Below are 26,763 nucleotides of genomic sequence, written 5' to 3' on the forward strand. Positions count from 1 at the left end.
CTGACCGCTCAACTGTCCAAGAGACCTTCCGTGTCATTTCATTTCTGCCTGTGGGTCAGGGTAATCGCTTCATGGAGGTCAAGCTGAGTCTGATTTCCAATGTTGGAAATTAAGCCCGTAGGCTCCTGCTCAGGGCGGTCTAGGTCATCAGGGGTGTAGTTGGCTGCTTGTGCGTCTGTGAGGGCGGGGTTCCAGTTTGCTCACTGCGCTCGCCTGTAGTTGGTCTGCTGCTCAGAAGGTGTGTTACGAAAACTCTTTATAAGGGAACACTTGTATGGGACTTTTCGTAACGTACCTTTTTACATGAATAATTGGCAGCAAATGAAGCCCCTGACGGGCTTCTGTGATGCTTGCGGAATACCGCAGTAGCTTATTTCGTATTTTGGTCTCTTATATAATACGAAATAAGTAAGGCAATGGACTCATACAAGTAAACATTCAGTCCAAAAGACCAAAAAGTTTACGAATCAAAGTGCTCCGTAACATTAGACTATTTCGTAAGTTTTTTTGACGTGAATAATGAGATTCTAATTGGCATTTACTCACAGCAACACGGCAATAACTTAGCAAATGAAGCCCGTAGGCGTCTGCTCAGGGCGGTCTAGGTGCTCAGGGGTGTAGTTGGCTGCTTGATGAGAGAAAGCCCTGTGTAGTTCCAGTTCTCACCACAACAAGCTCGCTTCGCTCTATCTTTGGATGCCTCGAACAAGCACAATCGGCTAGTAAGTGCGCGATCTCAAATCAGTGTAGTTTCATAAGGAATATAATATTAATATGATACATATAATAAATGGAACTACACTGATTTGAACAAAAAACGCCATTTCAGTGTAGTTCCATAAGGATCATCTACACGCCAAATCAGTGTAGTTAGAGAACATTTTTTCTGGTTCCAACTACACTGAAATAGTGACGCAAAAACACCTCAGATTATAAATAGAAATACAATGAGAAGCAGACCCCACCAAGATATGCTTCCCAATAAATAAACATATGAAAAGCCGATTGATTAGCTGGTCCTGTGGTGGGGTCTTCCAGCTAATTGGTCGGCTTTTCCATTTTGAAAGACTCCACCATGCGTCAAATAACTCTCGAAGAATACAACAGCCTCTCCACTCTTGAACAGAATTGGATCAAGAGCCACAACATCAACGTCATCTCCCCGATAAAAACAGTCAGCTTAGGGATATCCATAGGCACGCCATCTCATGACATTGAACCCGATGAGGTTCCGGTTGCGCCGAAGCCAACAGCCGAGGTCGAAAAGACATTCGATCCAGACGTGATCGACGCAATGAAGGACGGAGAGTTCATCCCGGCGGTTCGCTTGAGGATGCCAGAACGTACCGAAGAAGAGATCGAAAGGATCTGGGCGACTATCCGCATTCAGCTTTGGAAGGGCCAGACTCCTATCGTAGAGCGCGGTGGAAAGACAGTCGGCGGCAATGAGAAGTTCAGTGCAGCGATCTACTTCAACTCATACATCGGTCATAAGGCAAACCAGCACGCAAGTCTTAAAAAGACTGTCCGCTTCTACAATGACGTAGCGACATGGTTCAAAGAAGCAAACCGAGCAACGCGAAACCAGCATTGTAGGGCATGGCGTGACCAGTTCAAGAAGACCGTCAAAGAGGCAATCAAGACCTACAAGCCGGAACAGGTTCTCATCGGCAACATCGGCGAAAGCAATGTGAAGGGAAAAGGTCGCACAAATGATGACTATACGGCCATCGCCATACTGAAAACTGGTGAGATTTACTCAGTCATGTACGCGAAAGCTAAGTGGTACTACGTTTTCGAGATAGAGGCATTTGCGCCAAGACAGCGCAATGGAAGCATTCTAGTGGCCGATGGTCAGTACACAAGACACTTGCAGAAGCTGCCTATTTGGGGCGGATAACATTGAACACGCATATGGAACATCAGCAGGGCTGCTTGATCTTAGAAAGCCTTCTCAGATCATAATAGCTTCCCATGCGTCGCCATTACTGCCATTACGGATCATAAAGCGTTCCAAGGCGTTCAATGTGGCCTTCAAGCCGTCAATCTTATCCTGAGGGGCACCTGGGTCTTTATCCACTAGGATCAGACCCCCATTACCCACACGAACAACCGCGTTCACGCAGTTCCAAACCAAGATGTCATGATGGAAGTGAATGCGCTGCTCAAGCACCAGTCGCTTGAAGAACTTAGACGCATCATTCAATCCACCCATCGACTGGTTTATCTGGCTCACAGCGTCACGACCGAACTGATTTTGAATATTGGTCATCATCTGATGCCCATTCCATCTATCGAAGGCGGTTTCAATAACTCGATGGCTACGGAACTCCTTGAAGATCATTTCCTGTAGGACTTCATAGTCAATCGTATCACCGGGCATCGTCTCAAGTAGGCCGTCTTTCTCCCACATCGTGTATTTGGGCTTTGACCCAGACGCCACGAGACGGCTTGGACTGAAGAACCTCGGGTAGACGTAGTAGTGCTTGCGGAAGACGCCCTCAGCCTCTTTCTCAATGCGTTCATAGACATTCACCAAGGCGGTCATGTCCTCAGTCCAGCCCAAGTCCACTCCGATAATACAGGGGATGTCTTTGAACTGCTCTTCTGGAATGGTCAGGTCATTACAAGCCGCGACTTTCTCAGGGGCAAGCCACTTATCACTGCTCTGGTACCAGATATTCAGCAGTTTGGTGAATGTCTCAGCTTTGGTTTCAGGCCAGTTGCGAGTTCGCTCAATGGCGTTGGCAAACTTGGTGTGATTGATCGCAGAGGTCCACCAAGAGGGGTTGGCCTTGATCCATGTGTCTTCTGTGTAGAGGTCATCGCCCTTGTCGATTGTCCACACGCAAGCGAAGGTTTCATCATCATGAAAATCCCCTCTGAGGAGTTTCTTCATGTAGGTAGATTGTTGGAATCCAAAGTTGGAGAAATTCGTACCAGCGGTCGTGATGCCAACCATCAGGGATTGAGCGCGCTTATTAGAACCTGAACTCAGAACGTCCCATATTTCACTATCCGGGTGGGCATGGATTTCATCGACCAAGGCACAATGAATGTTCATGCCATCGAAGCTCTTTGAGTCCTTCGACAGAGACTTAAATGTCCCACCCTGTAGCTTTGTTGAAATCAGATATTCACGTTTACGGCGGACTTTAATATGTTGGATGATCTTCTTGTTTGCCGGGAATTCGACCTGACGCACAACGGAGTTAAAGATCAAGTTCGCTTGGTCTTTCTTTGTTGCCGCAACATAAACTTCCGGTTCCCATTCACCATCCATCGACAACATGAAGAGGCCAAATAAGCCCATCATTGCCGATTTGCCTGAGCCTCGTGGCACCTCAAGATATGTTACTTTGTATTGGCGTTTATCCTTGTATTGCCCCTCTTTATTTTTCCAGCCTAACAGCATGGAAAAGACCCATATTTGCCACGGGGCTAATATGAATGGAGTTCCGCCTTTATCGCCTTTTAAGTGGTAGAAGTGTCGGCAGAAGGCAAAAAATCTAAAGCCCGGATGTGGATCGAAATAATAGAGACAGTTGGGATCAGATAACTTCGCGCGTTCACGTGCAATGGCATTTTTAACGAACTGACATGCGGGTATCATCCCGCTTTCGACTTGCCTCGCATACCACCAGCAATCAAAGTCTTCTTCTTCGATTGTCTTTAGGTATGTATCCATTTTGTCAAAGTCTGATTGTGTCTCCCTTTCTGTTAAATCGAGTAACATTCCAACTCCTTACTAAATAAACGATATCGAATATTTAGTGGGAGACCCCAATGACTACGGTTGAGATTACTAAAGATAATGCCCGATGGACTGCTGGAACTGTTGTTCGAGTTAAGTCCGTGATTGCCAAGGCTCTTGTGAGTGCAAATGTTGCAAAGGTCATTTCCGTTGAAGACACGGATGAAGGGCTTTGGGTGAAGTGATGCTCTACAGCCTCGTAACCAATGACGTGACCAAATACCCCGGTGATGTGAATAGCCTGATCGACTTCGTTGGAAGCGCTGGCCCTTATCGTGACGCCATTATTGAGCAGATAGGTGATGCCAACACGTCAACCATTGAAAAGTATCTAGGCACACCTCTTGGTAAGCGTTCGTGTCGCTTTGTCATTTCACGCAATGCCAGTGAGTTATCGGATGGCTACCACAATTCATGGTTAAGAACAGGAACTGCTTTTACGTCCAATGGCATCTCGACAAACCAGTGGATTGAATTGCCTTGCCATGTTGAAAGCATTCAGAATGTCACGGTTTCGATCTGGGGCGGTGAGAATATTGCGCTTGTTGAGGGCCAGGACTTTTATGTCGATCTAAGCTGCAAATACCCCAAGATCATGTTGGGCTGGAATATGTCCATCATGGACGCATTCTACAAATACAAGAATATGATCGTGGACTTTACCGGTGGCCTCTATGAAGTCGATGGAACTGTTCCTGCGCCAATTCTGCTGGCAATCAACATGGCGACCAAGGGCTTCTTCGAAAATCCCGGTGATGGGGTATTCAACCCAATGGAAAATGGGATGAACTTTCTACTCAGGAACTACCAAGTTCCTGCGATTGGAGGTTGATATGGATGACCTTCACAATCCAGCCCCGATACTTGATGCCGTTGCGGTTATTCAACACCTACAAGCCAATCAGAAAACCTTTGCTCAAGTTGGTATGGGGGCTTCTCCGAAAAAGATCATTGATCAGACCACACCACAGAAAATCCAGCTTCCTTATTGCGGTATATCTGTTGAGTTCGGGGATGTGACACCCAATCCAGCAAACACCACAACAGTTCAGGTCTTGGAAGTCATAGTTGCCTGCACGTGTGTCTATCACGCGCCAACTGATCTCACTGGAGCTGGGCAGCAGATTATGTTCATGGATAATGGCCTGAAAGACCTCATGCACTGTCTCTACAACTGGCAACCAAGTCAGAAGAGATACCTCAATGGCTTTAGACTGGAACGCTTTGAGCGGCTCGGTGATCTGTCTCAGGATGCCTATGAAGTCTATGTCGCATACTTCACCATACCAATGCAGATTGACTACCTTGATGGGTATTTGTCACCTGAAATCCAATTACAAGAAATCCAAACTCGAATGATATTGAATAACGACAAAAATAACTCCGTATCTATTCAGAACATTCGAGGAAACTAAATACCAGTGACTTTAAGTCACCTCAAATATATTTTAGGAGATTATTATGGCTATAATTTCGGGAACTCCGACTAGCTATACCCGCCCTGGGGTTACTGTAAACCTTAATATCAATGATTCATCAACTGGCAGTAATGAATTTCTAGTTTTGGTTATGGGCAATGCGACATCGGGAACCACTATGTATGGTAAGACTGGGCCATACCTTTTTACGACACTTGACCAGTTGGCAACTGACTTCGGTAAAACTTCTGACATCTACACAATCATCGAACAGTATCAGCTAACAGACAGTTCCACGTCTCTATATGCAATCAACTTGATCGCCACCAATGAGAGCACCAGCACTGTCTCTAATGGCAACATCAAGAGTATCACAGCAAACCTGAACAGCACTGCAAGCGCATCTGATCCGGCGGGAACTGGTATCACGGCAACTGGTGGCTCTGGCACAGGGGCAACATTTGACGTTACCTCAACACCATCGGCTTCTAAGTTTTTGCCCGCTTCGGTTGCAATCAATAACCCCGGTACTGGTTATAAAGTCGGTGACACTTTGACGATTACAGGTGTTGGTACACTCACTGTTGCTACTGTCGATGAGACAACCATAACAGGTGTGACCGATGACGTTCTTATGGAACAGACCCTAGCTACAGTCGGCGATATAGAGTTCGACCTTGTCATAGGAACACTTAGCAGTGCGGCAGCAATTCAGGGCTGGCAGACATATGCTGAGAAAACTTGGTCAGCAACATCCGAGCTCTATGGCATCTACATCACTGCAAAGCAAGCAGCTTCCGCTAATGCGTTTATCACAGCGGCAGGGGATTTTACGTCAGCGGATAAAACCGTTGTCTTCCCATGCCCAATGTCTTTGTCTCCGGCTCGTTTGATTGGTCAGGCAGCAGCCGAGATTGCAACACGCACACAGATCAGTCCAAGCCTTCCGCTTCGTAGTTGGGCATTGGGAATTGGCGTAGTGCCATTGGCTGAACGTATGCCTCAGAGCGTTCTCGATACTCTCTTTGCGAATGGGTATTCTACGATCAGCTATGACAGAGCGGGTAATCCGACGATCCAGAGAACACGCATTGCGGCAACTCTGTCTTCAACTGGTGACGCGATCAATGACACCTCGTTGGAAACTCCATTCCAGAGCGCATATGCGGCAAAATATTTCCGCACTCAGTTGACCCCCTACACCTCAAGTCCACACATTCTAGTTGATGATGGTCTTGAGACACCGAGCATCTATATGACCAGTCCATCGGCAGTTAAGGGCACGATGGTTCATGCCTACCAAGACCTCGTTGATCTTGGGGTTTGCACTGACATCAAGAGCTTCACAGCATCATTGGCTGTTGAGAAGGACACTCAGGTTATTGGGCGTCTGAATATTCAGGCATCCGGCACACTGACATGGGGTCTCAATCAGATTGCACTCAATTTGAGCCTATCGAAATAATTTAGGAGATATTTATGGATCAGTTTTTGAAAGGCGCATTGAGCGCATACATTGACACTGTCTATTACCCAACTGCCGAATCAGTGTCCTATAAGGCACCATTTGAATCCAACATTCCCGCAGAGTCTAATCAAGGCCCACTGGCTAATGTGGTGACTTGGCACAAGGAAGCTGGAACGATCAATCTGACCGTTTTGCATTATTCGGGTTGTGACTATGTGGGAAATTTCAGCAAGCCCGGCGGTTACAACATCACGTTGAATGGCCGCTCTGGTAACTCAATCATCGCTAAGGGGTGCTGGCTCGTAGAAGCACCACAGCACGATCAGGTTAATGGCACGACCGAACTCTCATTCGGTACATTATCCATGCAGTTCGTAATGGCATCTTAAGCAAAAGCCCCGACTGGTAAGGCCGGGGCTTTTCCATGACTGGTTGGATTCCAATGTTGGAAGTTGACTAAAACATTAGTTCCTATTTTGTTCTGATATGAAGCAAGATGATGAACGCCGATTCGTACTGACAAGCAAAGTCCGTGCCTACAAGGGCTGGTCATTTAAGGCCACTTGTCCGAAGTGTCATGAGACGCGCTCTGTAGCACTGTCACAGGTGCCACAGGACATAACTATTCAGGCAGCTAAAGATCGGCTGAGATGTCACAAGCACCATATTCTAGGAAAATTTATATGTCTTTCTGACACTCAGAATCGAGACGTGTTTCATTTTTAATGTGAAGCCGATCTAATACAAACCTAACACAGCCCATATTTTCTTTGAAAGTTCGCTGTTATATAAACAACCTTATCGTAGTGTTAATTACTTGTAAGCGGTAGGTCTTCAGTTCAAATCTGAATGGGGGCACCATTCTTTCCCGTAAAAAAACTGTTCGCGCCTGACCTCTCAGGCATTTGCCACTGCTGGTAGAGCGGCAAGTGGCAGTGTGGGCAATATACCCCGCTTTTATACTGCACAGGCCACGGACCTGTTGTGCCGTTGACCTGCCCGGCAAGCACTGCCACCAGAGCGGCAGGTCTTATGTCATGACCCAACCATCCTGCCGGAGCGCCACACCCGCCAGATACAGGCTGCCACAGATCAGTACGCGTGAGGGTTGGGGGCTGGTTGCCGCATTGGCAGCCAGTGCGCTCAGCGCGCGGGCAAGCGTGGGGCCGGTATGGGCCTTGCCGCCTGATGCGTCCACAATAGCCTGCGCAGGCAGGGCCAGATGCTGCTCGGGCTCACAAATGGCCCACAGGTCATCCGCATAAGGCAAAATCGGACCGAGAAAGCCCGAGGCGTCCTTAGTCTGCTTCATCCCCACCAGTATGTGCAGGGGCTGGTCCTTCCAGCGGCCCAGTTCCTGCGCCAGAGCGGCACCGGCTCCGGGGTTGTGCCCTCCGTCGAGCCACAATTCCCATCCGGCGGGCAGCATGGCCGCCAGTTTGCCGTGCAGGCGCTGCATGCGGGCAGGCCATTGCACCTGCCCCACACCCTGCCATGCGGCCTGTGGCACATCCAGACCGGACAGGCGCAGAGCCTCCACCGCCAGACCGGCGTTTTCCATCTGCCACGGGCCGGTCAGGGCGGGCATAGGCAGCGCGAGCGTGCCTTTGGCATCGTTCAGGCACAGCCCGGCGAGTTTGTCCGCATTGCCCTGGGGGGGCTGGGGCGCAATCGTCCATTCCACGCCACGGCGGGCCAGAACAGCCCCCACAGCCTGCGCCTGTTCCTGCAAAACCTGCATGACCTCGGCAGGCTGGCAGCCCGTAACCGCTGGCACACCGGGTTTGAAAATACCCGCCTTTTCCCCCGCGATTGCTGCCAGAGAATCCCCCAGAAAAGCCTCATGATCGCGCGAGATGGAGGTCACAATGCAGGCTGCGGGGTGTTCCAGCACATTGGTAGCATCGTACCGCCCGCCAAGACCGACCTCAATAATGGCCAGTTCCGCCGGGTGGCGGGCAAACAGCATAAAGCCTGCGGCGGTCAGCACCTCGAACACGGTAATGGGGGCACCATTGTTGATGCGTTCGATTTCCTCCAGCGTGGCCACAAGTTCAGCTTCGCTGACCAGCTTGCCTGCCACACGGAACCGCTCGGTTACATCCACCAGATGCGGGGATGTCATGACATGCACACGCCACCCGGCTGCCTCGGCTATGGCGCGCAGGGTCGCACAGGTGCTGCCCTTGCCATTGGTACCGGCCACATGAATAACCGGCGGCAGCTTACGCTCCGGGTGCCCCAGACGGGCCAGCAGGACCTCCAGCCGCCCGAGGGAAAGGTCGATCAGCGCGGGGTAAAGATGGTTCAGCCTTTGCAGAACCTCCCCCGTGCGACCGGTAAATTCGGGTACCGGAGCTCTCTCCCCAGCCTGCACCTGACCCACGGAGGGACTTACTCGGCTGCCGCAGCAGGTGCTGCAACGGGCTTGGGCGGGGGAGCCTTGACATCGGCCGGAGCATGGGTGAGCAGGCCGATCAGACGCGACAGGGTTGCAGGCATATCCTTACGGGCCACAACCATGTCGAGCATACCGTGCTCAACCAGATATTCGGAACGCTGGAAGCCCTCGGGCAGTTTTTCGCGCACCGTGTCCTGAATAACGCGGGGGCCGGCAAAACCGATCAGGGCATTGGGCTCACCGATCTGCACATCCCCCAGCATGGCGAAGGAGGCCGTAACCCCACCCGTTGTCGGGTTGGTCAGCACCACAATGTACGGCAGGCCCGCATCACGCAGCATCTGCACCGCAACGGTTGTGCGGGGCATCTGCATCAGGCTCAGCACCCCTTCCTGCATGCGCGCGCCACCGGAGGCGGTAAACACCACCAGCGGAGATTTCTGCAGGATGGCCAGACGGGCAGCAGCCACAAACCGCTCACCAAAGGCGGCCCCCATGGTGCCAGCCATGAACTCGAACGCCATCACGCCCACAACGGCGTTATGCCCGCCAATGGTGCCATGCGCGACAACAAGGGACTCGTCCAGATGGCTCTTGGCGCGTGCATCCTTCAGGCGGTCGGTATATTTTTTCTGGTCCCGGAAGCCGAGCGGGTCCACGGGGGCCAATGGCAGTTCAATACGGGTGAACTCACCGTTGTCAAAGGTCCATGCCAGCCGGTCGTTCACCAGCACGCGCATGTGGTGCCCGCAATGGGGGCAGACATTCTGCGCCTTGCGCAGCTCCTTGGTCAGGACCATCTGGGAGCACGAATCACAGGTGGTCCACAGGTTATCCGGCACATCACGGCGCAGAAGACCGCGGATTTTAGGACGGACGTATTCGGTGATCCAGCTCATTTTGAACCCTGTGACTGCACGAGACTAACGATGCGGACCCAGCCCGCCTGCGTGGTTGCATTACGCGGGCGACGCCAATCTGCCAAGTGATTATGAAAAAACGAGGCCATATCCACGCAGGCGGGCACGCATTTGAACGTGCACCCCCTGCGCGTATGGATGTGGCTTACAGCGCGCCTTCAACCCATGCCTTGAGCTGGCTTTTGGGCAGTGCGCCAACCTTTGTGTCCACAACCTTGCCATCACGCACCAGCATAAGGGTGGGGATGGACCGCACACCGTAGGTGTTGGGGGTTACGGGGTTGTCGTCAATATTGACCTTGGCGACCGTCACCTTGCCCTGCATGTCCTTGCCGATTTCTTCCAGTGCCGGGCCGATCATTTTGCACGGGCCGCACCATTCGGCCCAGAAATCGACCAGAACAAGGCCAGACGCCTTGAGCACGTCAGCATCAAAGCTGGAATCGCTGACAGCAAGCGTATGTTCACTCATGACATGTTTTCCTTAACTACCGGGTGCCTGCGCATCCCATGCTGTCCTAGTTAACAGGTCTGCGGGCACTGCACAGAGTGTGCACCAGCAGACCGGGCTTAGCTAACACTTAAGGTGGCCTGCGCCGTGGTCAAGATGCCACGCCCGCGCAAGGTTGCGGAGCGTGCCTGTCCAGCAGGTGCTCCGGCAGCCGGTCGGCACGGGGCAGTTCGGTCCAGACCAGCACGCACACAACCTCCCGCCCCGGCCACAGCCCTTGCAGCAGGGCGCGGTACGCCGCCATCTGGCGCAGGTACAGCACCGGCGTCTGCTCCACCGTGGAGGGAGCGTGGCGACCACTTTTGTAATCGCACACAATAACCCGGTCAGGCATGACACACATGCGGTCCACCTGCCCCACAATAACCTGCCCGCCAGCAATACCCGCCAGCCGCTGCTCCGCCCGGGCATGGGGGGCAAACAGGTCCACCAGTGCGGGCATACGCAGCACTGCCACAATCTGTGCAGCAAGCCGGGCGGCCTCCGGCATGGACAACCCCGATGCCGGGCGGGCCAGCCAGTCCGTGGCAAGCTGCTCCTGCGCACTGGCAGGGTGGTCGGGCAGGAACTGCAAAAGCGCATGCACCAGATTCCCCCTGCGCAAGGCGGCCTCCCGCGCCCTGAGCGGGGTAATGGCCGCCACATCCAGCGGGGAACGCGCGGGGGGGAGCGGGCCAAGCATGGTATCATCCGGCCGACTTGGGGCCAGTGGCCGGGCCAGTGGTCCTTCCACCTCCGGCAGGCCGGGCCGCCAGTGTGGGGCCTGCCCCATCCAGCCGGGGAGCGGCGGGAGAACGGGTGCATCCTGCGCGGCAGACGCAACAGGGGCTGCGGGGGCGGACAGGCTGGCGGGGGCTGCGTGCTCCTCCAGCACCAAAATCCTGCCCGACCAGTCCCCCACGCTCCAGTCGCGCGGCTGGGCACCTGCGCGCTCAAAACCAAGGCGGCAGCACTCGTACCAGCTTTCTGGCGGTACGGTGCGACCGGGTTTCCAGCCACACACGATCAGCCTGTCCGCCGCGCGGGTCAGGGCCACGTAGAGCAGGCGGTTGTATTCCTCTATCGTCTTTTCACGCAGGGTTTCGTACAGGCTGCGGGTCAACCCGACCGACAGGGCGTTGCGCGGCACATAAATGGGCACCTGCACCCCTGTTTTTTTGTCCGTGCTCCAGAACAGCCTGTCCTCAAACCGGGGCAGGCCCACCGTATCGGGCAGAATAACCAGCCGGGCCTGCAACCCCTTGGAGCCATGCGCGGTCATGACCCGCACGGCATTGCCACCGGCCTCGGCCTCGCGCTTGACACTCTCCTGCGAATGTCTGAGCCAATGCACAAACCCCTGAAGAGAAGGTGGGTGCTGCTCCTGATAACGCAGCGCGGCGGAGAGCAGCTCGTCTATTGGTTCCGCGGCCTCTGGCCCCAGCCGCGCCAGCAGGCGTGCCCGCCCGCCCTGCTGGCCCAGAGCCGCGCACAGCAGTTCATACGGGGTAAGGTAATCCACCCGGCCAAACAGGGCGTTGAGCATCTGCCAGGCCTGCGTCCAGTCCGCCTGCTCCGCATGGCGCTCACGCAGGATGGTCCACAGAGGGGCACCGGGGGAGCGCCCTACGGCAAGGGCCATCAGGCTGTCATCGGACAGGCCACCCAGCGGGGAGGTCAGCACACAGGCCAGTGTCAGGTCATCCTGCGGGAGCAGGAGTGCAGCACACAGGGCCATAAGGTCCTGCACCGCAAGCTGGTCGGCAAGGCCCGTGCGCACCAGTGTAGCCACGGGAATGTTGTGCCCTTTAAGGGCGCGCACCAGCAGCGGCACAAAGGAGGAGCGGCGCGGCACCAGCACCAGCACGTCCGCCGGTGTCAGCGGTTTTTGCCCCGGTTGGGGGGGAGCTGCCAGTTCACGCGCAATGGTGCTGGCCAGCGCATCCGCCAGTTTTTGCCTTGGGCTCTGCCGGGTGGCGTTCACTGCGGCTGGTTCCCACGGGCTTATGCTGTCCTGCGCATCCTGTGCCTCCGCCAGAGGCCAGAGTTCCACCCGCCCCCCCTGACCGGGGCGGGCCGTAATGTGGCGCAGGGGGCGGCCCTGCTCCTCCGCCACGCCACGCGCGGCCTGTGGGTCGGCAAAAACCGCATCAACCAGTTGCAGGACCGGCGCTGTGGAACGGAAGGAGACGGTCAGTTCCGGCTCCCGCCAGGGCAGGTCCGCCGCCTGCGCGCGCTGTTTGAATGTAGCCCGCCAAGCCCGGAACTCGTCAGGGTCCGCGCCTTGAAAACGATAGATGGACTGTTTGTAGTCCCCCACGGCAAAAACCGTTCTGGGGCCTTCCTCCGCCGCGTGTGCACCTTCACCTGCAAAAAACTCTTCGGTCAGGTCCCCTGCAATGCGCCACTGTTGGGGGGAGGTATCCTGCACCTCGTCCAGCAGCAGGTGGTCTATGCCGCCATCGAGCTTGTACAGCACCCATGCGGCCCCCGGCTCACGCAGGAGCAGGAGTGTGCGGTGGATCAGGTCATCATACTCCATCTGGCCCTGCATGGCTTTGCGCTGGTCAAACATGCTGGCCACGGGAGCCGCCATTTTGAGCAGCGCCACACCAAGGCGGGCCAGCTGGCGGGCGTTCATGCCCTCCTCCACCGCCAGTATGCGCTCGGCCTCCTTTTGCAGCGCATCGGCCAGATCGGTATATTTTTCCGCAAGCTTGGCCGAGAGCAGGCCTCGGCTGCGCAGTTTGCCATCCTTGGTCAGCAACCCGTTGCGCCATACCTCCCATTGGGCCGCCCGCTCGGTGGGAGGCTGGGCCAACCAGTCCAGCAGGGCGAGTGCATTGGTCTTAGTTGTGGCTGATCCTTCCTCCGCCATGGCCCGCAGGCCCGCGCGCAGAGTAGGCTCGGCCGCAAACCCGGTGCAGGCGGCCAGTAGAAAAGCCTCATCGGGTTGCCTGAGCGCTGTTTCCGGCAAAGCCAGCACCCGGCACATGAGACCTTCCGCCTGTTCGGGGTGAGCGCTTACACGTGCACGCACGGCCTGTGCGTGCTCACTGCGCCGCAAGATACCCGCAAGGGCAATAAAATCTCCAAGCCCGATCTGCCCGGCCAGCGGAGCCACCGTGCTGGCGGGCTGCCCGCCCAGAACACTCTCCACACAGCCCTGCAACGCCAGAGCCGCGTCTGTTTCCTCCATGACCGTAAAATGCGGGTTCATGGCGGCTTCCAGCGGAAAACGCCGCAGGAGCGACTGGCAGAAGGCATGAATGGTGCCAATACGCATGCCACCGGGCAGGTCCAGCACCTCCGCAAACAGGGCGCGCGCCTTGCGCCGGGTCTGCTGGGTGCAGGGCACGGCCAGAGCGGCCAGTTCCGCATTCAGCCGGTCATCCGGCAGGGTCACCCACCGGCCAAGGCGGGTTTGCAGGCGAATGGCCATTTCCGCCGCGGCAGCCTTGGTAAAGGTCAGGCACAGAATGCGCGCAGGGTCGCTGCCGGGTACAACGTCACCCCCCGCTTCCACCCGTGGCAGCATCAGCCGGAGCAGGCGGTCTATCAGCAGTTTGGTTTTACCACTCCCTGCAGAAGCGGACACAAAAACCGATGCCGTGGGGTCGGACGCCATGGCCTGCTGCTGGTTGGCCTGCGCAATGGCGGCGTCCAGCGCGCCCTGAGCCGTATGGTAGGTCATGTTTCGGTCTCCATACGGCCGGTATTCCATTCCGGCACACGGGCCAGACGGGCATAATCGGCAAAGCGTGGTTCCTGCCCCGGATGGGGGTGGGAGAGATAGGGTTGTGTCGGCTGGTCATACGCAGCAATGCGCGCCAGCAGGCGCTGCCATGTCTGTTCGGCCAGATCAGTCAGATTGTCGTGCTCCTTGGAAGATACGGCCACCTCCTCCCCCGGTTCGGCCCCGCCGGTCAGACGCCAGTAGATCAGCCCGGCAATGTCGGCCACATTGGGAGCATCGGCAAAGCCCCCGCGCAGCAGCATGGCGGCCTCCAGCGGCAGTTGCGGGCTCCAGCCTGACAGAACATCGCGCATGGCTGGCAGCATGCCGGTTTTGTAGTCCTGCACAATCACACGCCCCTGCGCACCCAGTTCCACCCGGTCTGCCCGCCCGACAAGGCGGAACGGCCCCCCCGGAGCATCGGGGACCAGCACGCTGCCTGCAATTTCGGTCAGAATAGCCTGCGGCACGCCGTGGGTGGCGCGGCGCTGCTGCTCCGCATGGGCAACCCATGCGGCAATGCGCTCCAGCCGGGGTGCCCACCATGCCTGCAAAGCCGGGCGCAGGGCCTGTTCGGCCAGGCAGGTTTTGAACACCTCCGCCAGCTTGCGCTGGGCATCTACCGGCCAGTCCACACCGTGGGTTTTAACCCAGCGTTCCAGCGCGTCATGCACGATCATGCCGTAATCGGAGGCATCGGCCCCTTCCTCCAACTCGGGCAAAGGCTCAAGCCGCAGGATGTGCCGGGCGTAAATGGCGTAGGGGTCGCGCATCCATGTTTCTATTTCCGTCACGCTCAGGCGGCGGGGGCGCAGGGAGACATCCGGCGTGGGCCGGGGTGGGGCCACTGGCAGTGCTGGCCCCTGCGGCTGGTCCAGCCGTGCAAGCCAGGACAGAACCGGATGCTCGGGCACACTGCCCCCCCAGCCAGCCAGAAAAGCATCCAGCCGGGTTAACCAGCGCGCAGGCACCACAGGTGCGCCATCACGCCTGCGGGCGGAGGACAGAACAACCTGTTCCGCCGCAGCCGCCATGGCAAAAAAATCGTGTGCCGCCTGCCCCACCGCCTGCTCGGGCGGGGGCAGGCCAACCCGCTTGCGCATGGGACGGCTCATCCACGGCCCGGCATCGGGGGCGGGGGGCCACACCCCTTCGGACAGGCCACCCAGTATAACGGTTTCCGCTGTTTGCAGGCGCGCTTCAAACAGGCCCCAGATCAGCACCCGTGGGTGCAGGGCCTGCGGATTGTTGCCCCGGCGGGTAGCAACACGCTCCTGCGCCAGAACCGCCGTAAGCAGCCCGTCCAGCACGGCGGGCGGCTGGGGGGGCAGCAGGGCGGTCGCCAGCATAAGCTCGCTCAGCCGGGAGGCAAGCAGGCTGCCGTCCTCCCCTTTCCACAACCGGGCGGCGGCGGGTTCTTCCTCCGTGCTGGCAAGGCGTTCCACCGTGGCAATCAGGGCTTCGAGCAGGTCGGGCACGCTGGCCTGATGCCGCGCCCCTTCCCCCCCGGCCAGCACCGCACCTTCGGCCTGCTCCCAGCCCAGAACAGGGGCCAGACAATGGGCCAGACGCTCCATAAAGGCCGGCAGGGGTTCGGGGCCAAAGGGGCGGTCCGCGCTCTCGCCCTGCGTCATGCGCTGGCGGTCTTTTTCGCGCTTTGGTTCCAGCCTGTCCCTTACGGCAGCACAAAGCCCCGCAAACCCCGGAGCGGGAGAAGGACCACGCAGCACCACACGCTCGAGCAGGCGGGCCGAGGCACGGCAGACGCCCGGAGCCAGACCACACGCCACCAGCGGGTGCTTGAGCACGGATAAAAGAGCAACAGGCGCAAACTGGCTATCCACCATCTGCGCCACCAGCCGCAGCAGCACGGCGGGGGGCGTATCCGCCAGTGTGGCGCCTGCGCTGTCATCGGCCAGAATGCCCCATCGCTCCAGCTCTGTGGCCACGCGGGCCGCCAGCCCACGGTCGGGCGTGACAAGGGCCACGCGGTGGCCGGGCTGCTCGATGGCGTTACGCATGACCATGCTGATGGCCACGGCCTCTTCCTGCTGGTCTGCGGCCTCAAACCGGCTGACATGGGCCAGTGCGACCGGGCCGGGCTTTGCCCAGTCATCCAATGCTGCGGCAGGCAGCATCACGCGGGAAAGCACGGCCGCGCGTTCAGGCTCACCCCCTTGCGCGTTCCAGACCTGCACATCCTCCCGCCGGGCCTGCAATGCCGCGAGCAGGTGGCTCATGCCCGCCTGCGGGTGGCTGTCTGGCAGGGTGGCAAACACCTCCTCGGGCATGAGCGTGTCCAGCCCCGGCAATACGACCCTGCCCCCCGGACAGGACAGAATAGCCTGAAGCGCATTGGCCGTGGGGGCCATGGCATGCGTAAACCCGGCCGCCCAGAGCGGGGCGGCGTAACCCTGCTCCCCCATGTTCCGCCACAACCGCGCCTGTGCGCCCAGAAGGGCCACCTGCCGGGCCACGGGGTTGATCAGCCCCTGTTCCTGCAACCACACGGGCCATTGTGCGGTAACAATGTGCAGAAAACCCAGAATGGTCTGCCAGTGCTGGGCGTAATCCTCCTGCACGGCATCGGGCAGGCGCTCGAGCAGGTTGACGCCAGCCCATTCCGCCTCGTCCATCAGTTCAGCCAGAGCGCGGGCCAGCGGCCATGCCTGATCCAGCGTGGGGCGGGTGCCAAAGGCGTTATCCGCCTTTAAAACAAACAATGTCAGCACGGCCAGGCGGGTCATGGCTGGCACGGCGGGGGGGAGCGCCAGCGCCTCTGCCCCACCACAGGCGGACAGGCCCAGTTCGGTCTCGTCCAGAGCGCCTATGGGCATGATGCGGGGCAGGAGCATGCTGCGCCCATCCATACGCCGCAGGAAGGCCTCGGTTAACGCACGCGCGGCCCGGCGGCCGGGAAGCACAATGGTCCCCTCACCCATGGCCTCCGGGTCATGCCCGGCGGCCTCTATCCAGCGCGCCGCCAGATGGTCCAGAAAAGGCAGATGCGCTGGAATGGTTGCGAGCTTCATACCCCGGGCTCCAGCAGTGTGGCCGGTTGCGGGAGAAGGCGGTCCGCCCAACCAGCCAGAGTGGCATGGCGGTTTCCATCCGCTCCGACCGTCAGGGTAATATGCAGCGCATCGGGGGGGGTCATGTCCTCCAGCCGTTCGGGCCATTCCACCAGCATGACGCCCTCGCAGGCATCATCCCACCCCAGTTCGTCCAGTTCCTCCACACTGCCCAGACGCCACAGGTCAAAATGGTAGGCCGTGGCCGTGGGGGAGTCGTAGGCCTGCACCAGCGTATAGGTGGGGCTTGGCACCTCCATAGCCGGTGCGGCGCAGAAGCAGCGCAGAAACGCGCGTGCGAACACGCTCTTGCCCGCCCCCAGCGGACCAGACAGCAAAATGGCATCCCCCGCACGGGCAAGGCCTGCCAGAGTTCTGGCCAGTTGTGCCGTATCGGCTTCGGTTTTCAGCAACATGACCGATTCCTGCTCCTGCTTCCGTGGCGGGCTCTGGCCCGTGCGTCAGATCACGGGATGAGCTTTTCCATATCATGCCGGAAGCGGGAAGAGTGAAGCGCCGGATTTGTAAATTTTTTATAAACATAGAATTTGTTAGGGAATAGTAAATATAATTAAGATCAGAATTCATTATTATTAAAAAAATTACTTTCTATTACTTATTATTCGTCCCTCTGGGAACTTTCTTACCATATAGTCTTTATCCACAGGATGATATGTTTTTCCTCGATATGTCCGATTGAGCCATACGAAAACCACATATCTGTTATTACACAAATCATAAAAATAAAATGAATTTGTGTTTATTTTTTTAGAAAAACACGCAAGAGTATAGTCAGAGCCATACAATACAACCACAAGATGTATCCCTCCACACCTGCAGCTATGTGAGGCCAGTCATGCGCATTTTGTTTGCCGAGGACAAGTTTACCTCCAGTCGGGCCATTCTTTCGGCCCTGAAAAAAGCAGGTTTTGCCGCCGATCTCGCCAGATCTGGCCAGAACACCATAGAATTGCTGCGTCATTATGATTATGGGCTTGCCATTATTACCATGACGCTGCCGGACATGGATGGATACACCATTCTCAGCACCCTGCGCACACTCAAGATCACCACGCCTATTATCGTTCTTTCCAGCATTGATACACCAGACGCCAAGATACGGGCCTTTACGCTGGGCGCTGATGATTATCTGGCCGAACCATTTGAATCCGCCGAACTGATTGCCCGCGTACAGGCCATTCTACGCCGCTCCAACGGATACGCCCACCCGATTGCCCAGGTTGGCGCGCTGACCCTGAACCTGAACAACCACACGGTTACAGTGGCAAACCACCCCATTCACCTAACCGGCAAGGAATTTGCCATTCTGGAACTGCTGGTGCTGCGCAAGGGCATCGCCCAGACCAAGGAAACATTCCTCAACCACCTGTACGGTGGCCGGGATGAGCCAGACATCAAGATTATTGACGTCTTCATCTGCAAACTGCGTAAAAAACTTCAGGCCGTGGGGGCCGGAGACCTTATTTCCACCGTATGGGGCCGTGGGTACATTCTGCATGACCCGCTGGCACAACCCCAGACGCAGACACCGCCCATGCCCGCAACCCCATTGGTGCCCTCCGTTGCGCAGCACTCCAGACTGCCAGAACCCGCCCTGCTTCAGGCCGTCGGGGACTAGCGGCCTGCCTGCACCCGAACGCGCCTGCCCCTAGACGCCAGCATTCTTCAGGACCTGATTGTGGGGCACCAGGCATGGGCATGCCATAATGGCCCCGCCCCCCTGCCGAGTCCGGGGGCCTGTGCAATGGCGTCATGCACATACTGGCAGGACTGCCGGACCGCATCTGGCAGGGCGAGTCCCTGCGCCAGTGTTGTTGCCAGCGCGCTGGCCAGCGTACAGCCCGTGCCATGGGTGTGCCGGGTTGTAATGCGCTGCCCCACAAATTCGCGCGTTCCTGCCGTATCCAGCAGCACATCTACCAATATTTCCCCCGCCAGATGCCCGCCCTTGAGCAGAACAGCCGCCCCCGTATGCTGGTGCAGCCATAAGGCTGCGGCCTTCATATCCTCCACCGTATGAATGGTGAGCCCTGTCAGCTTTTCCGCTTCGGGCAGGTTGGGGGTAATCAGGGTTGCAAGAGGCAAAAGCGTTGTACGCAGGCAGCCCAGAGCATCCTCATCCAGCAGGGCAGCGCCCCCCTTGGCCACCATGACCGGGTCCACCACAACAACAAGATCAGGGGCATTCTGGCGAGTCCGGGCAATTTCTACCGCCACGGCCTGTGTTTGCACAATACCCCCCAGCATGCCGGTTTTAATGGCATCCACCCCCAGATCATCCACAACACAGCGGATCTGGTCGCGAATAAACTGTGGCGGCACAGGCAGAATATCCTGCACGCCCTGTGTGTTCTGGGCCGTCAGGGCTGTTATGGCGGTCATGGCATACCCTCCCAGCGCCGTAATGGTTTTGATGTCGGCCTGAATACCCGCCCCTCCGCCAGAGTCGCTCCCTGCTATGGACAGAACTCTCGGGCGCTGGGGGGCGGGGTAGGTCATGCAGGGGGCTTTCCGGCTTCAGGCTGGCTGGGTTGCTTTTTCCAGCACGGCACACATTTTGCTTACGGCCTCTTCCACAAGGGCGGCATCTTCCGCCTCGGCCATAACCCGCACCAGCGGTTCCGTGCCGCTACGGCGTAACAGCAGGCGACCCTGACCGGCCAATATACGTTCCACCTCATGCTGGCGTTCACGCACTTCATCCGTATCCAGCGGGCAGGCTCCGGCGTAACGGACATTACGCAGTTTTTGCGGGAAAGGCTGGAAAATGCGGCAGACCTCGCTCGCGGGGCGTCCGGATTCCACCAGCACGGCCAGAATCTGCAAGGCGGCAATCAGGCCATCACCCGTTGTGGCAAAGTCGGTCAGCACCATATGGCCCGACTGCTCGCCCCCCACATTTACCCCACGCTCCCGCATGCGTTCAACCACATGGCGATCGCCTACAGCGGTACGTTCAAGGCCCACACCCATTTTTTCCAGAAACCGTTCAAGCCCCATGTTGGACATAACCGTGGCCACCACGGCATTGCCCACCAGACGCCCTTCCGCTGTCCATGACCGGGCGATAAGGGCCAGAATCTGGTCCCCATCAATCAGACGCCCGGTTTCATCCGCGATCAGCACACGGTCGGCATCCCCGTCCAGGGCAATGCCAATATGTGCACCGTGCTGCACCACGGCCTTGCACAGGGCCTCGGGGTGGGTGGAGCCACACTGTTCGTTAATATTCACACCATTGGGCTCACACCCGATGCGAATGACCTCCGCCCCCAACTCCCACAGCGCTGTGGGGGCAACCCGGTAGGCCGAGCCATTGGCGCAGTCGATCACGATTTTCATGCCGTCCAGCCGCAACTTGCGGGGGAAGGAGGATTTGGCACTTTCAATATACCGGCCAGCGGCATCATTCAGGCGCGAGGCGCGGCCGATCTGGGCCGGGTCTGCCATGTCCGCATGCAGGTCGGTCACCATCAGGTTTTCAATCGTGCGCTCATCCTGATCGGAGAGCTTGAACCCATCGGGACCGAACAGTTTGATCCCGTTATCACCAAACGGATTATGGGAGGCGGAGATCATGACCCCCAGATCGGCCCGCAGGGAGCGGGTCAGCAGGGCAATGGCGGGGGTGGGCAACGGCCCAACCAGTGTGACATCCATGCCAGCGGACAAAAAGCCGGAAACCAGAGCACTCTCGATCATATAACCGGATAATCTGGTATCCTTGCCCAGCAGCACGCAGTGCCGGTGGTCCCCACGCCGAAAATGTAGCCCCGCCGCCTGCCCCAGCTTCTGGGCAATTTCCACCGTCATGGGCGCAATATTGGCAGTGCCGCGAATACCGTCTGTTCCAAAAAATCGCTTCATAATACTCATTCCATTCCGCAATCGGCAATGGACCTGAATACTCTGGCCGTTGCTGGCGGAAACTTCTGTCCTGTCCTGCTGCTCTTTCCTAAAACGGTTTTGGATTGGAAGAAACCGTGTTCAGGCCACAAAAAACATTTTTGGCGCACCATGCTTACCCACCCTGCACCCCCTGCCAGACCCGAACCCCCTGCGCCATGCTGGCCACAGCGTGCACCCGCAGCAACGGGTTGCCAAAGGGCATGGCCATAAGAGAGGCCGCCACCGTACCGCTATCGCGCAGGGCGGGGTCTGCCACACCTGTTAGCGTACCAATCATGCGTTTGCGCGAGAGAGCGCACACCACACGGCACCCCAGATTGGCCAGCAACAGAATACGGCGCAGCAGAACAACATTCTGTTCCTGCGTTTTGGCAAAGCCAAACCCCGGGTCCACCATCAGCCGCTCACGGGTAATGCCCGCTTCCACTGCGGCCTCCACCCTCTGCCCCAGTTCCCGCACCACATCGCAGGCCACATCGGTATAATGGGTGTGTTGCTCCATGGTCTGGGGGGTGCCGCGCATGTGCATGAGCACAACGCCACACTGCTGCTCTGCCAGCAAAGGCAGGGCAGCCGGGTCGTGCCCAAGGGCGGAAACATCATTGATCACGCACGCACCCGCAGCCAGAGCGCGCTCCATGACCAGACTGTTCCGCGTATCGACCGAAAGCAGCACATCGGGCATGCTCTGGCGCAGCCCCTCCAGCACCGGGCCAACCCGCTCCCACTCCTGCTGGGGAGAAACAACGGCGGCACCGGGGCGTGTACTTTCACCCCCAATGTCGAGCACACCGGCCCCATCACGCACCATCTGTTCGGCCGCCTGCAGGGCAGAACCTGCATGGTAGTGCTGGCCTGCACAGCTAAAGCTGTCTGGTGTTGTATTCAGGATTCCCATAACCAGCGGCCCCGCAGGCAACCCGGCATCGGGCACGGGAGAAACAAGGCGCTGCATCACGGGTAGCCACGCATGCGGCACAGCGCCCACAGGCACGGGGCCAGAAGCGCTATCCCCTTCAATCAGCAAGACGGCTGTAAACGCGGCGGTACTGTTCTGGAAGGGTAGGGCCACGCCTTGCCGTATGGCCTCCTGCGCCATTGGTCCAAACAGGAACCCCATGGGTTCAACCAGCCTGCGCCACATCACCTGATCCTTTTTTACTGTCCCCACCATACAGAAGAGGCGGCACCGGGTGCCGCCTCTTCTGCTTCATATCCGTTGGCTGCCAGACCCTGCCCTTAACCGGGCTGGGGCGCGGGAACAGCACCGCCATCTTCCGCCGGGGTGGGGGCTGGCGCTTCCCCCGTAACCTGCGGCACGGAGGCGCGGCGGTTAACCGGGCCATCATCCGCTTCTTCTGCCCGTTCAATTGGCTGGCCGCGCATAATCTGGCGGATTTCCTCACCTGTCAGGGTTTCGTATTCCAGCAGGGCTTCGGCCAGACGGTGCAGCTCGTCCACATGGTCATGCAGGTAATTGCGGGCCTGCACGTAGGCTTCATCAATCAGGCGTTTGACTTCAACATCAATATCGCGCGCCGTCTGTTCAGAAAAATTGCGGGCAGCCCCAAAGAAGCTGTTGCCCTGATCTTCATCCGCATAGGCGATCATGCCCAGCTTGTCGCTCATGCCCCATTCGGTCACCATGCTGCGGGCAACACGGGTGGCCATTTTAATGTCCCCCATTGCGCCGTTGCAGATGTTGTCCTTGCCGTAAACCACTTCCTCGGCAACACGCCCGCCCATGGCCACCACAAGGTGGGCAATGGCGTTCATCTTGCTCATGGAGAGCCGGTCATCCTCGGGCAGACGCATGACCATGCCAAGGGCACGCCCACGCGGGATAATGGTCGCCTTGTGAATGGGCTCGCTCTCGGGCACCAGCACGGCGGTAATGGCGTGCCCGGCCTCATGGTAGGCAGTGCGTTTTTTCTCGTCCTCGCTCATCACCAGCGAGCGACGTTCAACGCCCATCAGCACCTTGTCCTTGGCGTCTTCAAACTCGCGCATGGACACCGTGCGGCGGCCAAGGCGGGCAGCGGACAGGGCGGCCTCATTGACCAGATTGGCCAGATCCGCACCGGAAAAGCCGGGAGTGCCACGGGCAATAATGCGCGGGTCCACATCGGACGCCAGCGGCACCTTGCGCATATGCACCCGCAGGATTTTTTCACGCCCGCTTACATCGGGGTTGGGCACCACCACCTGCCGGTCAAACCGGCCGGGACGCAGCAATGCGGGGTCCAGCACGTCGGGGCGGTTGGTGGCGGCAATCAGGATCACGCCCTCATTGCTTTCAAACCCATCCATTTCCACCAGCATCTGGTTCAGGGTCTGTTCGCGCTCATCGTTACCGCCGCCCATGCCCGCACCACGATGGCGGCCAACGGCGTCGATTTCGTCAATGAAGATAATGCACGGTGCGGATTTTTTACCCTGTTCGAACATATCCCGCACACGGGAAGCACCAACACCGACAAACATTTCCACAAAGTCGGACCCGGAGATGGTGAAGAAAGGCACATTGGCCTCACCCGCAATGGCGCGGGCCAGCAGGGTCTTACCCGTGCCGGGGGGGCCAACCAGCAGCACACCTTTGGGGATTTTGCCGCCCAGCCGCGTGAACTTCTGCGGGTCCTTGAGGAAATCCACAATTTCCTGCAACTCGCCCTTGGCTTCATCAATCCCGGCCACGTCTTCAAACGTTACGCGGCCATGCTTTTCGGTCAGCATCTTGGCGCGGGACTTGCCAAAGCCCATGGCCCGGCCACCGGCCCCCTGCATCTGCCGCATCATGAACAGCCATGCCGCGACCAGCAGAATAATGGGCAGGGAGTTGAGGAAGTAGCGCAGCAGCGGGCTACCATCCTGCTCAAGCGGCTTGGCCACAACCTCCACCCCTTTGCCCACCATGCGCGAGACAAGGGAGGGGTCCAGAGGAGCATAGGTCTCAAACGCGGTGCCGTCGGTCAGCGTACCGGAAATATTGTGGTTCTGCATGACAACAGACCGGACATGCCCCGAATCAATATCGGCCACAAAATCGGAATATGCCAGTTGCTGGGCGGCATGCTGCGCCGTGCCCGGCTGGAACATGTTCACCAGTAACAGCAGCAGCAGGATAATGCTGACCCAAAGCGCCAGATTGCGACCTAAATTGTTCATCTTGCCCGAGTGTCCATACTTCTAGTGCGTAAAGCGCCGGAGTGTCCTGCCATCTTGCCCGGCGCCCGGGGAAAAAAGCAACCTTTGCTCTTATAAATGGGATGCCTGAACCATTTTCCTAGCCCACGGGTCCCACATAGTCCTTGTTGTGTACTTTTTTGCACCCGTACACACCCATTCCGGTTGCGGGAACAGGGGGTCTGAACTCAAAAAAAACATCTGCCCAGTCTGCCGTGCTGCACCACCCCAGATGCGGCACCGCAACCCGCTGCCCCTGCCACCACAACGCGGGCAGCCCGGTACAGAACAGGGCTGGCCACCCGGCACGGACCCTGCGCGCCAGCCCGTAACCGGCGGCCTCCACATATACCCCGCAACGCAGCAGGGCAGAAGGGGCGTGCAGCACAAAGCGGCCATCCCATACAACGCCGGGGCTGGCCGCTACCGGCGCACCAACACCGGCCTGTTCACGAATGAGAAACCACTCATCGCGCCATCTGGCAAGCCGGGTGCCAGCCAGTGTGCCCGCTCCCCCGTTTTTGCACAGCCGCGCTACGGCAGCCGGTGCGGGGGGGTACTGCTGCGCACCAACAGTGCGGATCAGCCCCGACAGGACGGCGGATTCGGGCAGGTTTTGCCCCAGCCCGACCCACCCATGAGGGTAAAATGCGCAGGTCTGCGCCAGTGCCATGGCCTGCGCCCTCTCACGCGCCATGCGCTGCGCGCCTGCATCCATGGCAAGGCACCAGAACTGCTCGGACAGGCCATTTTCCTGCAAGGCAAAGCGGACCCGCACGCGCTCGGCCCGCAGGTCCTGATTAGACGGGTCATCCACCCAGGCCAGCCCGGCCGCACGCAATGTCTGGCGCAGGGCCACGCGGGACACACCCAGTAATGGCCGTACCAGCCGCACATCCGGCGTGTAGCTGATCCAGCCCATGGCTGCCAGTCCATCCGGCCCGCTCCCCGCGTTAGAGCGCATCCATGCGGTTTCGGCCTGATCATCGGCCTGATGACCAAGGAGCAGGTCCACACAGCCAGCCTGCTGGCAGGCCTGCACCATGCGGGCATAGCGGGCCTTGCGCGCCCGTGCGGCCATGGCGGGGCCTTTGGTCAGGCCGGTCAGGGTTATCAGGCGGGCGGGCACGTCCATGGCGTGCAGGCGCTCCACCGTAAGCTGTGCCTCTGCCGCAGAGTCGGGGCGTAGCCCGTGGTCCACCACAAGGGCCAGCAGATTGCGCCGCCAGCGCCGGGCAAGCCATGCCAGCGCCAGACTGTCCCCCCCGCCAGAAACAGCCAGTGCGACCGGGGGGCTCCCCGGTGCATCCGCACCCCACGGGCCAAGGGTGTCCAGCAATGCCGCGAACCATTGCGGCGGAACCGGCTGGTCGGAAAAAACCGGGCGCTGTTCAAACCGGACCGGCAAGCCCCCTACCCCCGATAGTCCGGGGGTACGTGCTGGAACATCAGTTACAGCCACCCTTGCGCCCGTATATTTCCGCCGCACGGGCCACGCGTGGTGCGGGGGACGGGAACTCGTTATTCAGCTTGCCCAGTGCCTCACACGCGGATTTTTTATCCCCCAGCGCAAGGAGCGTGGCCGTTACACCCAGCAGGGCATCGGGTGCCCGAGCACTTTTGGGTGACTGGCGATATGCGTCGTAATACGCCACAGCAGACTGGCGGTACTGCTTCTGCCCGGCAAGGGACTGGGCCAGAAGGAACTGCGCATCCACCCTGAATGCCCCTTTGGCAGTTTTGAGGGCGGCCTCGGCATTGTCATAGGCGGTATCGTAATCCCGCTTTTGTAAGGCCGCCTTGCCAGCGCTCAGCAGAGCATCGGGCGTGTTGGGACGCGCCGCAGGCTCCGCAGGAGCGGCTGCGGGAGCTGCGCTGCCCCCCCCTGCCCCAGCCTGCGCGGCAAACTGGCTATCCGCCATCTGCTTGGACAGGGCGGCTGTTTTTTGCTGGAGGTCGTTGGTCAGCTGGTCAATCTCGCCACGCATATCGCGCTGCTGCTGCTCCAGCGTGTTGACCCGCTCCAGCAACTGGGAGACCAGATCCCCATTAACAGCCGATGACCCACCCGCAGAGGCAGATGGCGGGGGAAGTGCCCCGCCCTCGCCCTGAGAGGCCTGCATCTGGCTCATGGCCTGCTTGAGAGCAAGAATCTGGTCCTGAAGGGCAATGCCTTCCCGGCTGGTAACATCCTGTGCATGGCCCATGGGGCTGGCTGTGCCCATAAGCACGGCCACCAGACCCGAAAGCACCAGACCATGGCGGACAACGCGTACTGCTTTAACCCGGGACTTCATTGAAAACCTCACCCCATCGATAGGAAACGGGCAAGAATTCCATCATTCCGTCCCGCAAAACAAGACACGAAATACAAAACAGGCCGGGCGTTGAG

At 58.3% G+C, this 26,763-nt stretch carries 20 protein-coding genes; 7 read left to right on the forward strand and 13 right to left on the reverse strand.

Features of this window, described 5'->3' with window-relative positions; genetic code table 11:
• The first annotated feature begins 1,075 nt into the window (after positions 1-1,075).
• Complete coding sequence (locus HNR55_RS11670) at positions 1,076-1,900, forward strand: hypothetical protein (RefSeq protein WP_166115632.1); 825 nt, start codon at positions 1,076-1,078, stop codon at positions 1,898-1,900.
• A 54-nt stretch (positions 1,901-1,954) separates the two neighbouring features.
• Here the strand turns inward: HNR55_RS11670 and HNR55_RS11675 are convergent, their stop codons facing one another.
• Positions 1,955-3,736 carry a terminase large subunit gene (locus tag HNR55_RS11675; RefSeq protein ID WP_166115634.1) on the reverse strand — a complete coding sequence of 594 codons (1,782 nt, stop codon included), beginning with the start codon at positions 3,734-3,736 and terminating at the stop codon, positions 1,955-1,957.
• Positions 3,737-3,786: 50 nt separating this feature from the next.
• On the opposite strand from HNR55_RS11675, the gene HNR55_RS11680 reads away from it, so the two are divergent.
• The 5 genes from HNR55_RS11680 to HNR55_RS11700 are packed head-to-tail and all read left to right on the forward strand — an operon-like array spanning position 3,787 to position 7,029.
• Positions 3,787-3,939, forward strand: a complete 153-nt coding sequence (locus HNR55_RS11680) for a hypothetical protein (protein WP_166115636.1) — start codon at positions 3,787-3,789, stop codon at positions 3,937-3,939.
• Positions 3,927-4,586 (forward strand): hypothetical protein, encoded by a 660-nt coding sequence (locus HNR55_RS11685; RefSeq protein WP_166115638.1) that lies wholly within the window; start codon positions 3,927-3,929, stop codon positions 4,584-4,586. Before HNR55_RS11680 ends, HNR55_RS11685 begins: the two co-directional genes overlap by 13 nt.
• A 1-nt stretch (position 4,587) precedes the next feature.
• Positions 4,588-5,169 carry a hypothetical protein gene (locus HNR55_RS11690; protein WP_166115640.1) on the forward strand — a complete coding sequence of 194 codons (582 nt, stop codon included), beginning with the start codon at positions 4,588-4,590 and terminating at the stop codon, positions 5,167-5,169.
• A 46-nt stretch (positions 5,170-5,215) separates the two neighbouring features.
• Positions 5,216-6,637 carry a hypothetical protein gene (locus tag HNR55_RS11695; protein ID WP_166115642.1) on the forward strand — a complete coding sequence of 474 codons (1,422 nt, stop codon included), beginning with the start codon at positions 5,216-5,218 and terminating at the stop codon, positions 6,635-6,637.
• Positions 6,638-6,651: 14 nt separating this feature from the next.
• Positions 6,652-7,029 (forward strand): phage tail tube protein, encoded by a 378-nt coding sequence (locus tag HNR55_RS11700; protein ID WP_166115645.1) that lies wholly within the window; start codon positions 6,652-6,654, stop codon positions 7,027-7,029.
• 641 nt (positions 7,030-7,670) lie between these two features.
• Here the strand turns inward: HNR55_RS11700 and HNR55_RS11705 are convergent.
• The 6 genes from HNR55_RS11705 to tsaE form a co-directional block, all read right to left on the reverse strand.
• Complete coding sequence (locus HNR55_RS11705) at positions 7,671-9,017, reverse strand: bifunctional folylpolyglutamate synthase/dihydrofolate synthase (protein ID WP_166115726.1); 1,347 nt, start codon at positions 9,015-9,017, stop codon at positions 7,671-7,673.
• 17 nt (positions 9,018-9,034) lie between these two features.
• Positions 9,035-9,940, reverse strand: coding sequence for an acetyl-CoA carboxylase, carboxyltransferase subunit beta (gene accD / locus HNR55_RS11710; RefSeq protein WP_086647063.1), 906 nt, complete (start codon positions 9,938-9,940; stop codon positions 9,035-9,037).
• A 166-nt stretch (positions 9,941-10,106) separates the two neighbouring features.
• The gene (gene trxA / locus HNR55_RS11715; RefSeq protein ID WP_059022710.1) at positions 10,107-10,433 is read right to left on the reverse strand and encodes a thioredoxin TrxA; all 327 of its coding nucleotides are present in this window, start codon (positions 10,431-10,433) and stop codon (positions 10,107-10,109) included.
• A gap of 130 nt (positions 10,434-10,563) precedes the next feature.
• Complete coding sequence (gene addA / locus HNR55_RS11720) at positions 10,564-14,145, reverse strand: double-strand break repair helicase AddA (protein WP_166115647.1); 3,582 nt, start codon at positions 14,143-14,145, stop codon at positions 10,564-10,566.
• Complete coding sequence (gene addB, locus HNR55_RS11725; protein ID WP_166115649.1) at positions 14,142-17,219, reverse strand: double-strand break repair protein AddB; 3,078 nt, start codon at positions 17,217-17,219, stop codon at positions 14,142-14,144. Before addB ends, addA begins: the two co-directional genes overlap by 4 nt.
• Complete coding sequence (tsaE, locus tag HNR55_RS11730; RefSeq protein ID WP_166115651.1) at positions 17,216-17,674, reverse strand: tRNA (adenosine(37)-N6)-threonylcarbamoyltransferase complex ATPase subunit type 1 TsaE; 459 nt, start codon at positions 17,672-17,674, stop codon at positions 17,216-17,218. Before tsaE ends, addB begins: the two co-directional genes overlap by 4 nt.
• A 440-nt stretch (positions 17,675-18,114) precedes the next feature.
• On the opposite strand from tsaE, the gene HNR55_RS11735 reads away from it, so the two are divergent.
• Positions 18,115-18,897 carry a response regulator transcription factor gene (locus HNR55_RS11735; RefSeq protein ID WP_166115653.1) on the forward strand — a complete coding sequence of 261 codons (783 nt, stop codon included), beginning with the start codon at positions 18,115-18,117 and terminating at the stop codon, positions 18,895-18,897.
• Between the two features lie 47 nt (positions 18,898-18,944).
• Here the strand turns inward: HNR55_RS11735 and thiD are convergent, their stop codons facing one another.
• From thiD to HNR55_RS11765, 6 genes are all read right to left on the reverse strand, one after another.
• Positions 18,945-19,778, reverse strand: coding sequence for a bifunctional hydroxymethylpyrimidine kinase/phosphomethylpyrimidine kinase (thiD, locus tag HNR55_RS11740; RefSeq protein ID WP_166115655.1), 834 nt, complete (start codon positions 19,776-19,778; stop codon positions 18,945-18,947).
• 18 nt (positions 19,779-19,796) lie between these two features.
• Positions 19,797-21,155, reverse strand: a complete 1,359-nt coding sequence (gene glmM / locus HNR55_RS11745; RefSeq protein ID WP_166115657.1) for a phosphoglucosamine mutase — start codon at positions 21,153-21,155, stop codon at positions 19,797-19,799.
• A 145-nt stretch (positions 21,156-21,300) separates the two neighbouring features.
• Positions 21,301-22,362 (reverse strand): dihydropteroate synthase, encoded by a 1,062-nt coding sequence (gene folP / locus HNR55_RS11750; RefSeq protein WP_242005575.1) that lies wholly within the window; start codon positions 22,360-22,362, stop codon positions 21,301-21,303.
• A 65-nt stretch (positions 22,363-22,427) separates the two neighbouring features.
• Positions 22,428-24,353 carry an ATP-dependent zinc metalloprotease FtsH gene (ftsH, locus tag HNR55_RS11755; RefSeq protein ID WP_166115659.1) on the reverse strand — a complete coding sequence of 642 codons (1,926 nt, stop codon included), beginning with the start codon at positions 24,351-24,353 and terminating at the stop codon, positions 22,428-22,430.
• A gap of 118 nt (positions 24,354-24,471) precedes the next feature.
• Positions 24,472-25,833 (reverse strand): tRNA lysidine(34) synthetase TilS, encoded by a 1,362-nt coding sequence (gene tilS / locus HNR55_RS11760; RefSeq protein WP_253545609.1) that lies wholly within the window; start codon positions 25,831-25,833, stop codon positions 24,472-24,474.
• The gene (locus HNR55_RS11765; RefSeq protein ID WP_373318161.1) at positions 25,820-26,668 is read right to left on the reverse strand and encodes a tol-pal system YbgF family protein; all 849 of its coding nucleotides are present in this window, start codon (positions 26,666-26,668) and stop codon (positions 25,820-25,822) included. The genes tilS and HNR55_RS11765 overlap by 14 nt, the downstream gene beginning before the upstream one ends.
• Positions 26,669-26,763: the final 95 nt, after the last annotated feature.

It is taken from the genome of Acetobacter lovaniensis, assembly GCF_014207635.1.
GTDB lineage: Bacteria > Pseudomonadota > Alphaproteobacteria > Acetobacterales > Acetobacteraceae > Acetobacter > Acetobacter lovaniensis.

Bases quoted from the DNA above. Each gene is read 5' to 3' on its own strand.
- HNR55_RS11670 (WP_166115632.1), top strand. From the start codon at position 1,076: ATGCGTCAAATAACTCTCGAAGAATACAACAGCCTCTCCACTCTTGAA.
- HNR55_RS11675 (WP_166115634.1), bottom strand. From the start codon at position 3,736: ATGTTACTCGATTTAACAGAAAGGGAGACACAATCAGACTTTGACAAA.
- HNR55_RS11680 (WP_166115636.1), top strand. From the start codon at position 3,787: ATGACTACGGTTGAGATTACTAAAGATAATGCCCGATGGACTGCTGGA.
- HNR55_RS11690 (WP_166115640.1), top strand. From the start codon at position 4,588: ATGGATGACCTTCACAATCCAGCCCCGATACTTGATGCCGTTGCGGTT.
- HNR55_RS11695 (WP_166115642.1), top strand. From the start codon at position 5,216: ATGGCTATAATTTCGGGAACTCCGACTAGCTATACCCGCCCTGGGGTT.
- HNR55_RS11700 (WP_166115645.1), top strand. From the start codon at position 6,652: ATGGATCAGTTTTTGAAAGGCGCATTGAGCGCATACATTGACACTGTC.
- accD (WP_086647063.1), bottom strand. From the start codon at position 9,940: ATGAGCTGGATCACCGAATACGTCCGTCCTAAAATCCGCGGTCTTCTG.
- trxA (WP_059022710.1), bottom strand. From the start codon at position 10,433: ATGAGTGAACATACGCTTGCTGTCAGCGATTCCAGCTTTGATGCTGAC.
- addA (WP_166115647.1), bottom strand. From the start codon at position 14,145: ATGACCTACCATACGGCTCAGGGCGCGCTGGACGCCGCCATTGCGCAG.
- addB (WP_166115649.1), bottom strand. From the start codon at position 17,219: ATGAAGCTCGCAACCATTCCAGCGCATCTGCCTTTTCTGGACCATCTG.
- tsaE (WP_166115651.1), bottom strand. From the start codon at position 17,674: ATGTTGCTGAAAACCGAAGCCGATACGGCACAACTGGCCAGAACTCTG.
- HNR55_RS11735 (WP_166115653.1), top strand. From the start codon at position 18,115: ATGCGCATTTTGTTTGCCGAGGACAAGTTTACCTCCAGTCGGGCCATT.
- thiD (WP_166115655.1), bottom strand. From the start codon at position 19,778: ATGACCTACCCCGCCCCCCAGCGCCCGAGAGTTCTGTCCATAGCAGGG.
- glmM (WP_166115657.1), bottom strand. From the start codon at position 21,155: ATGAGTATTATGAAGCGATTTTTTGGAACAGACGGTATTCGCGGCACT.
- folP (WP_242005575.1), bottom strand. From the start codon at position 22,362: ATGGTGGGGACAGTAAAAAAGGATCAGGTGATGTGGCGCAGGCTGGTT.
- ftsH (WP_166115659.1), bottom strand. From the start codon at position 24,353: ATGAACAATTTAGGTCGCAATCTGGCGCTTTGGGTCAGCATTATCCTG.
- HNR55_RS11765 (WP_373318161.1), bottom strand. From the start codon at position 26,668: ATGAAGTCCCGGGTTAAAGCAGTACGCGTTGTCCGCCATGGTCTGGTG.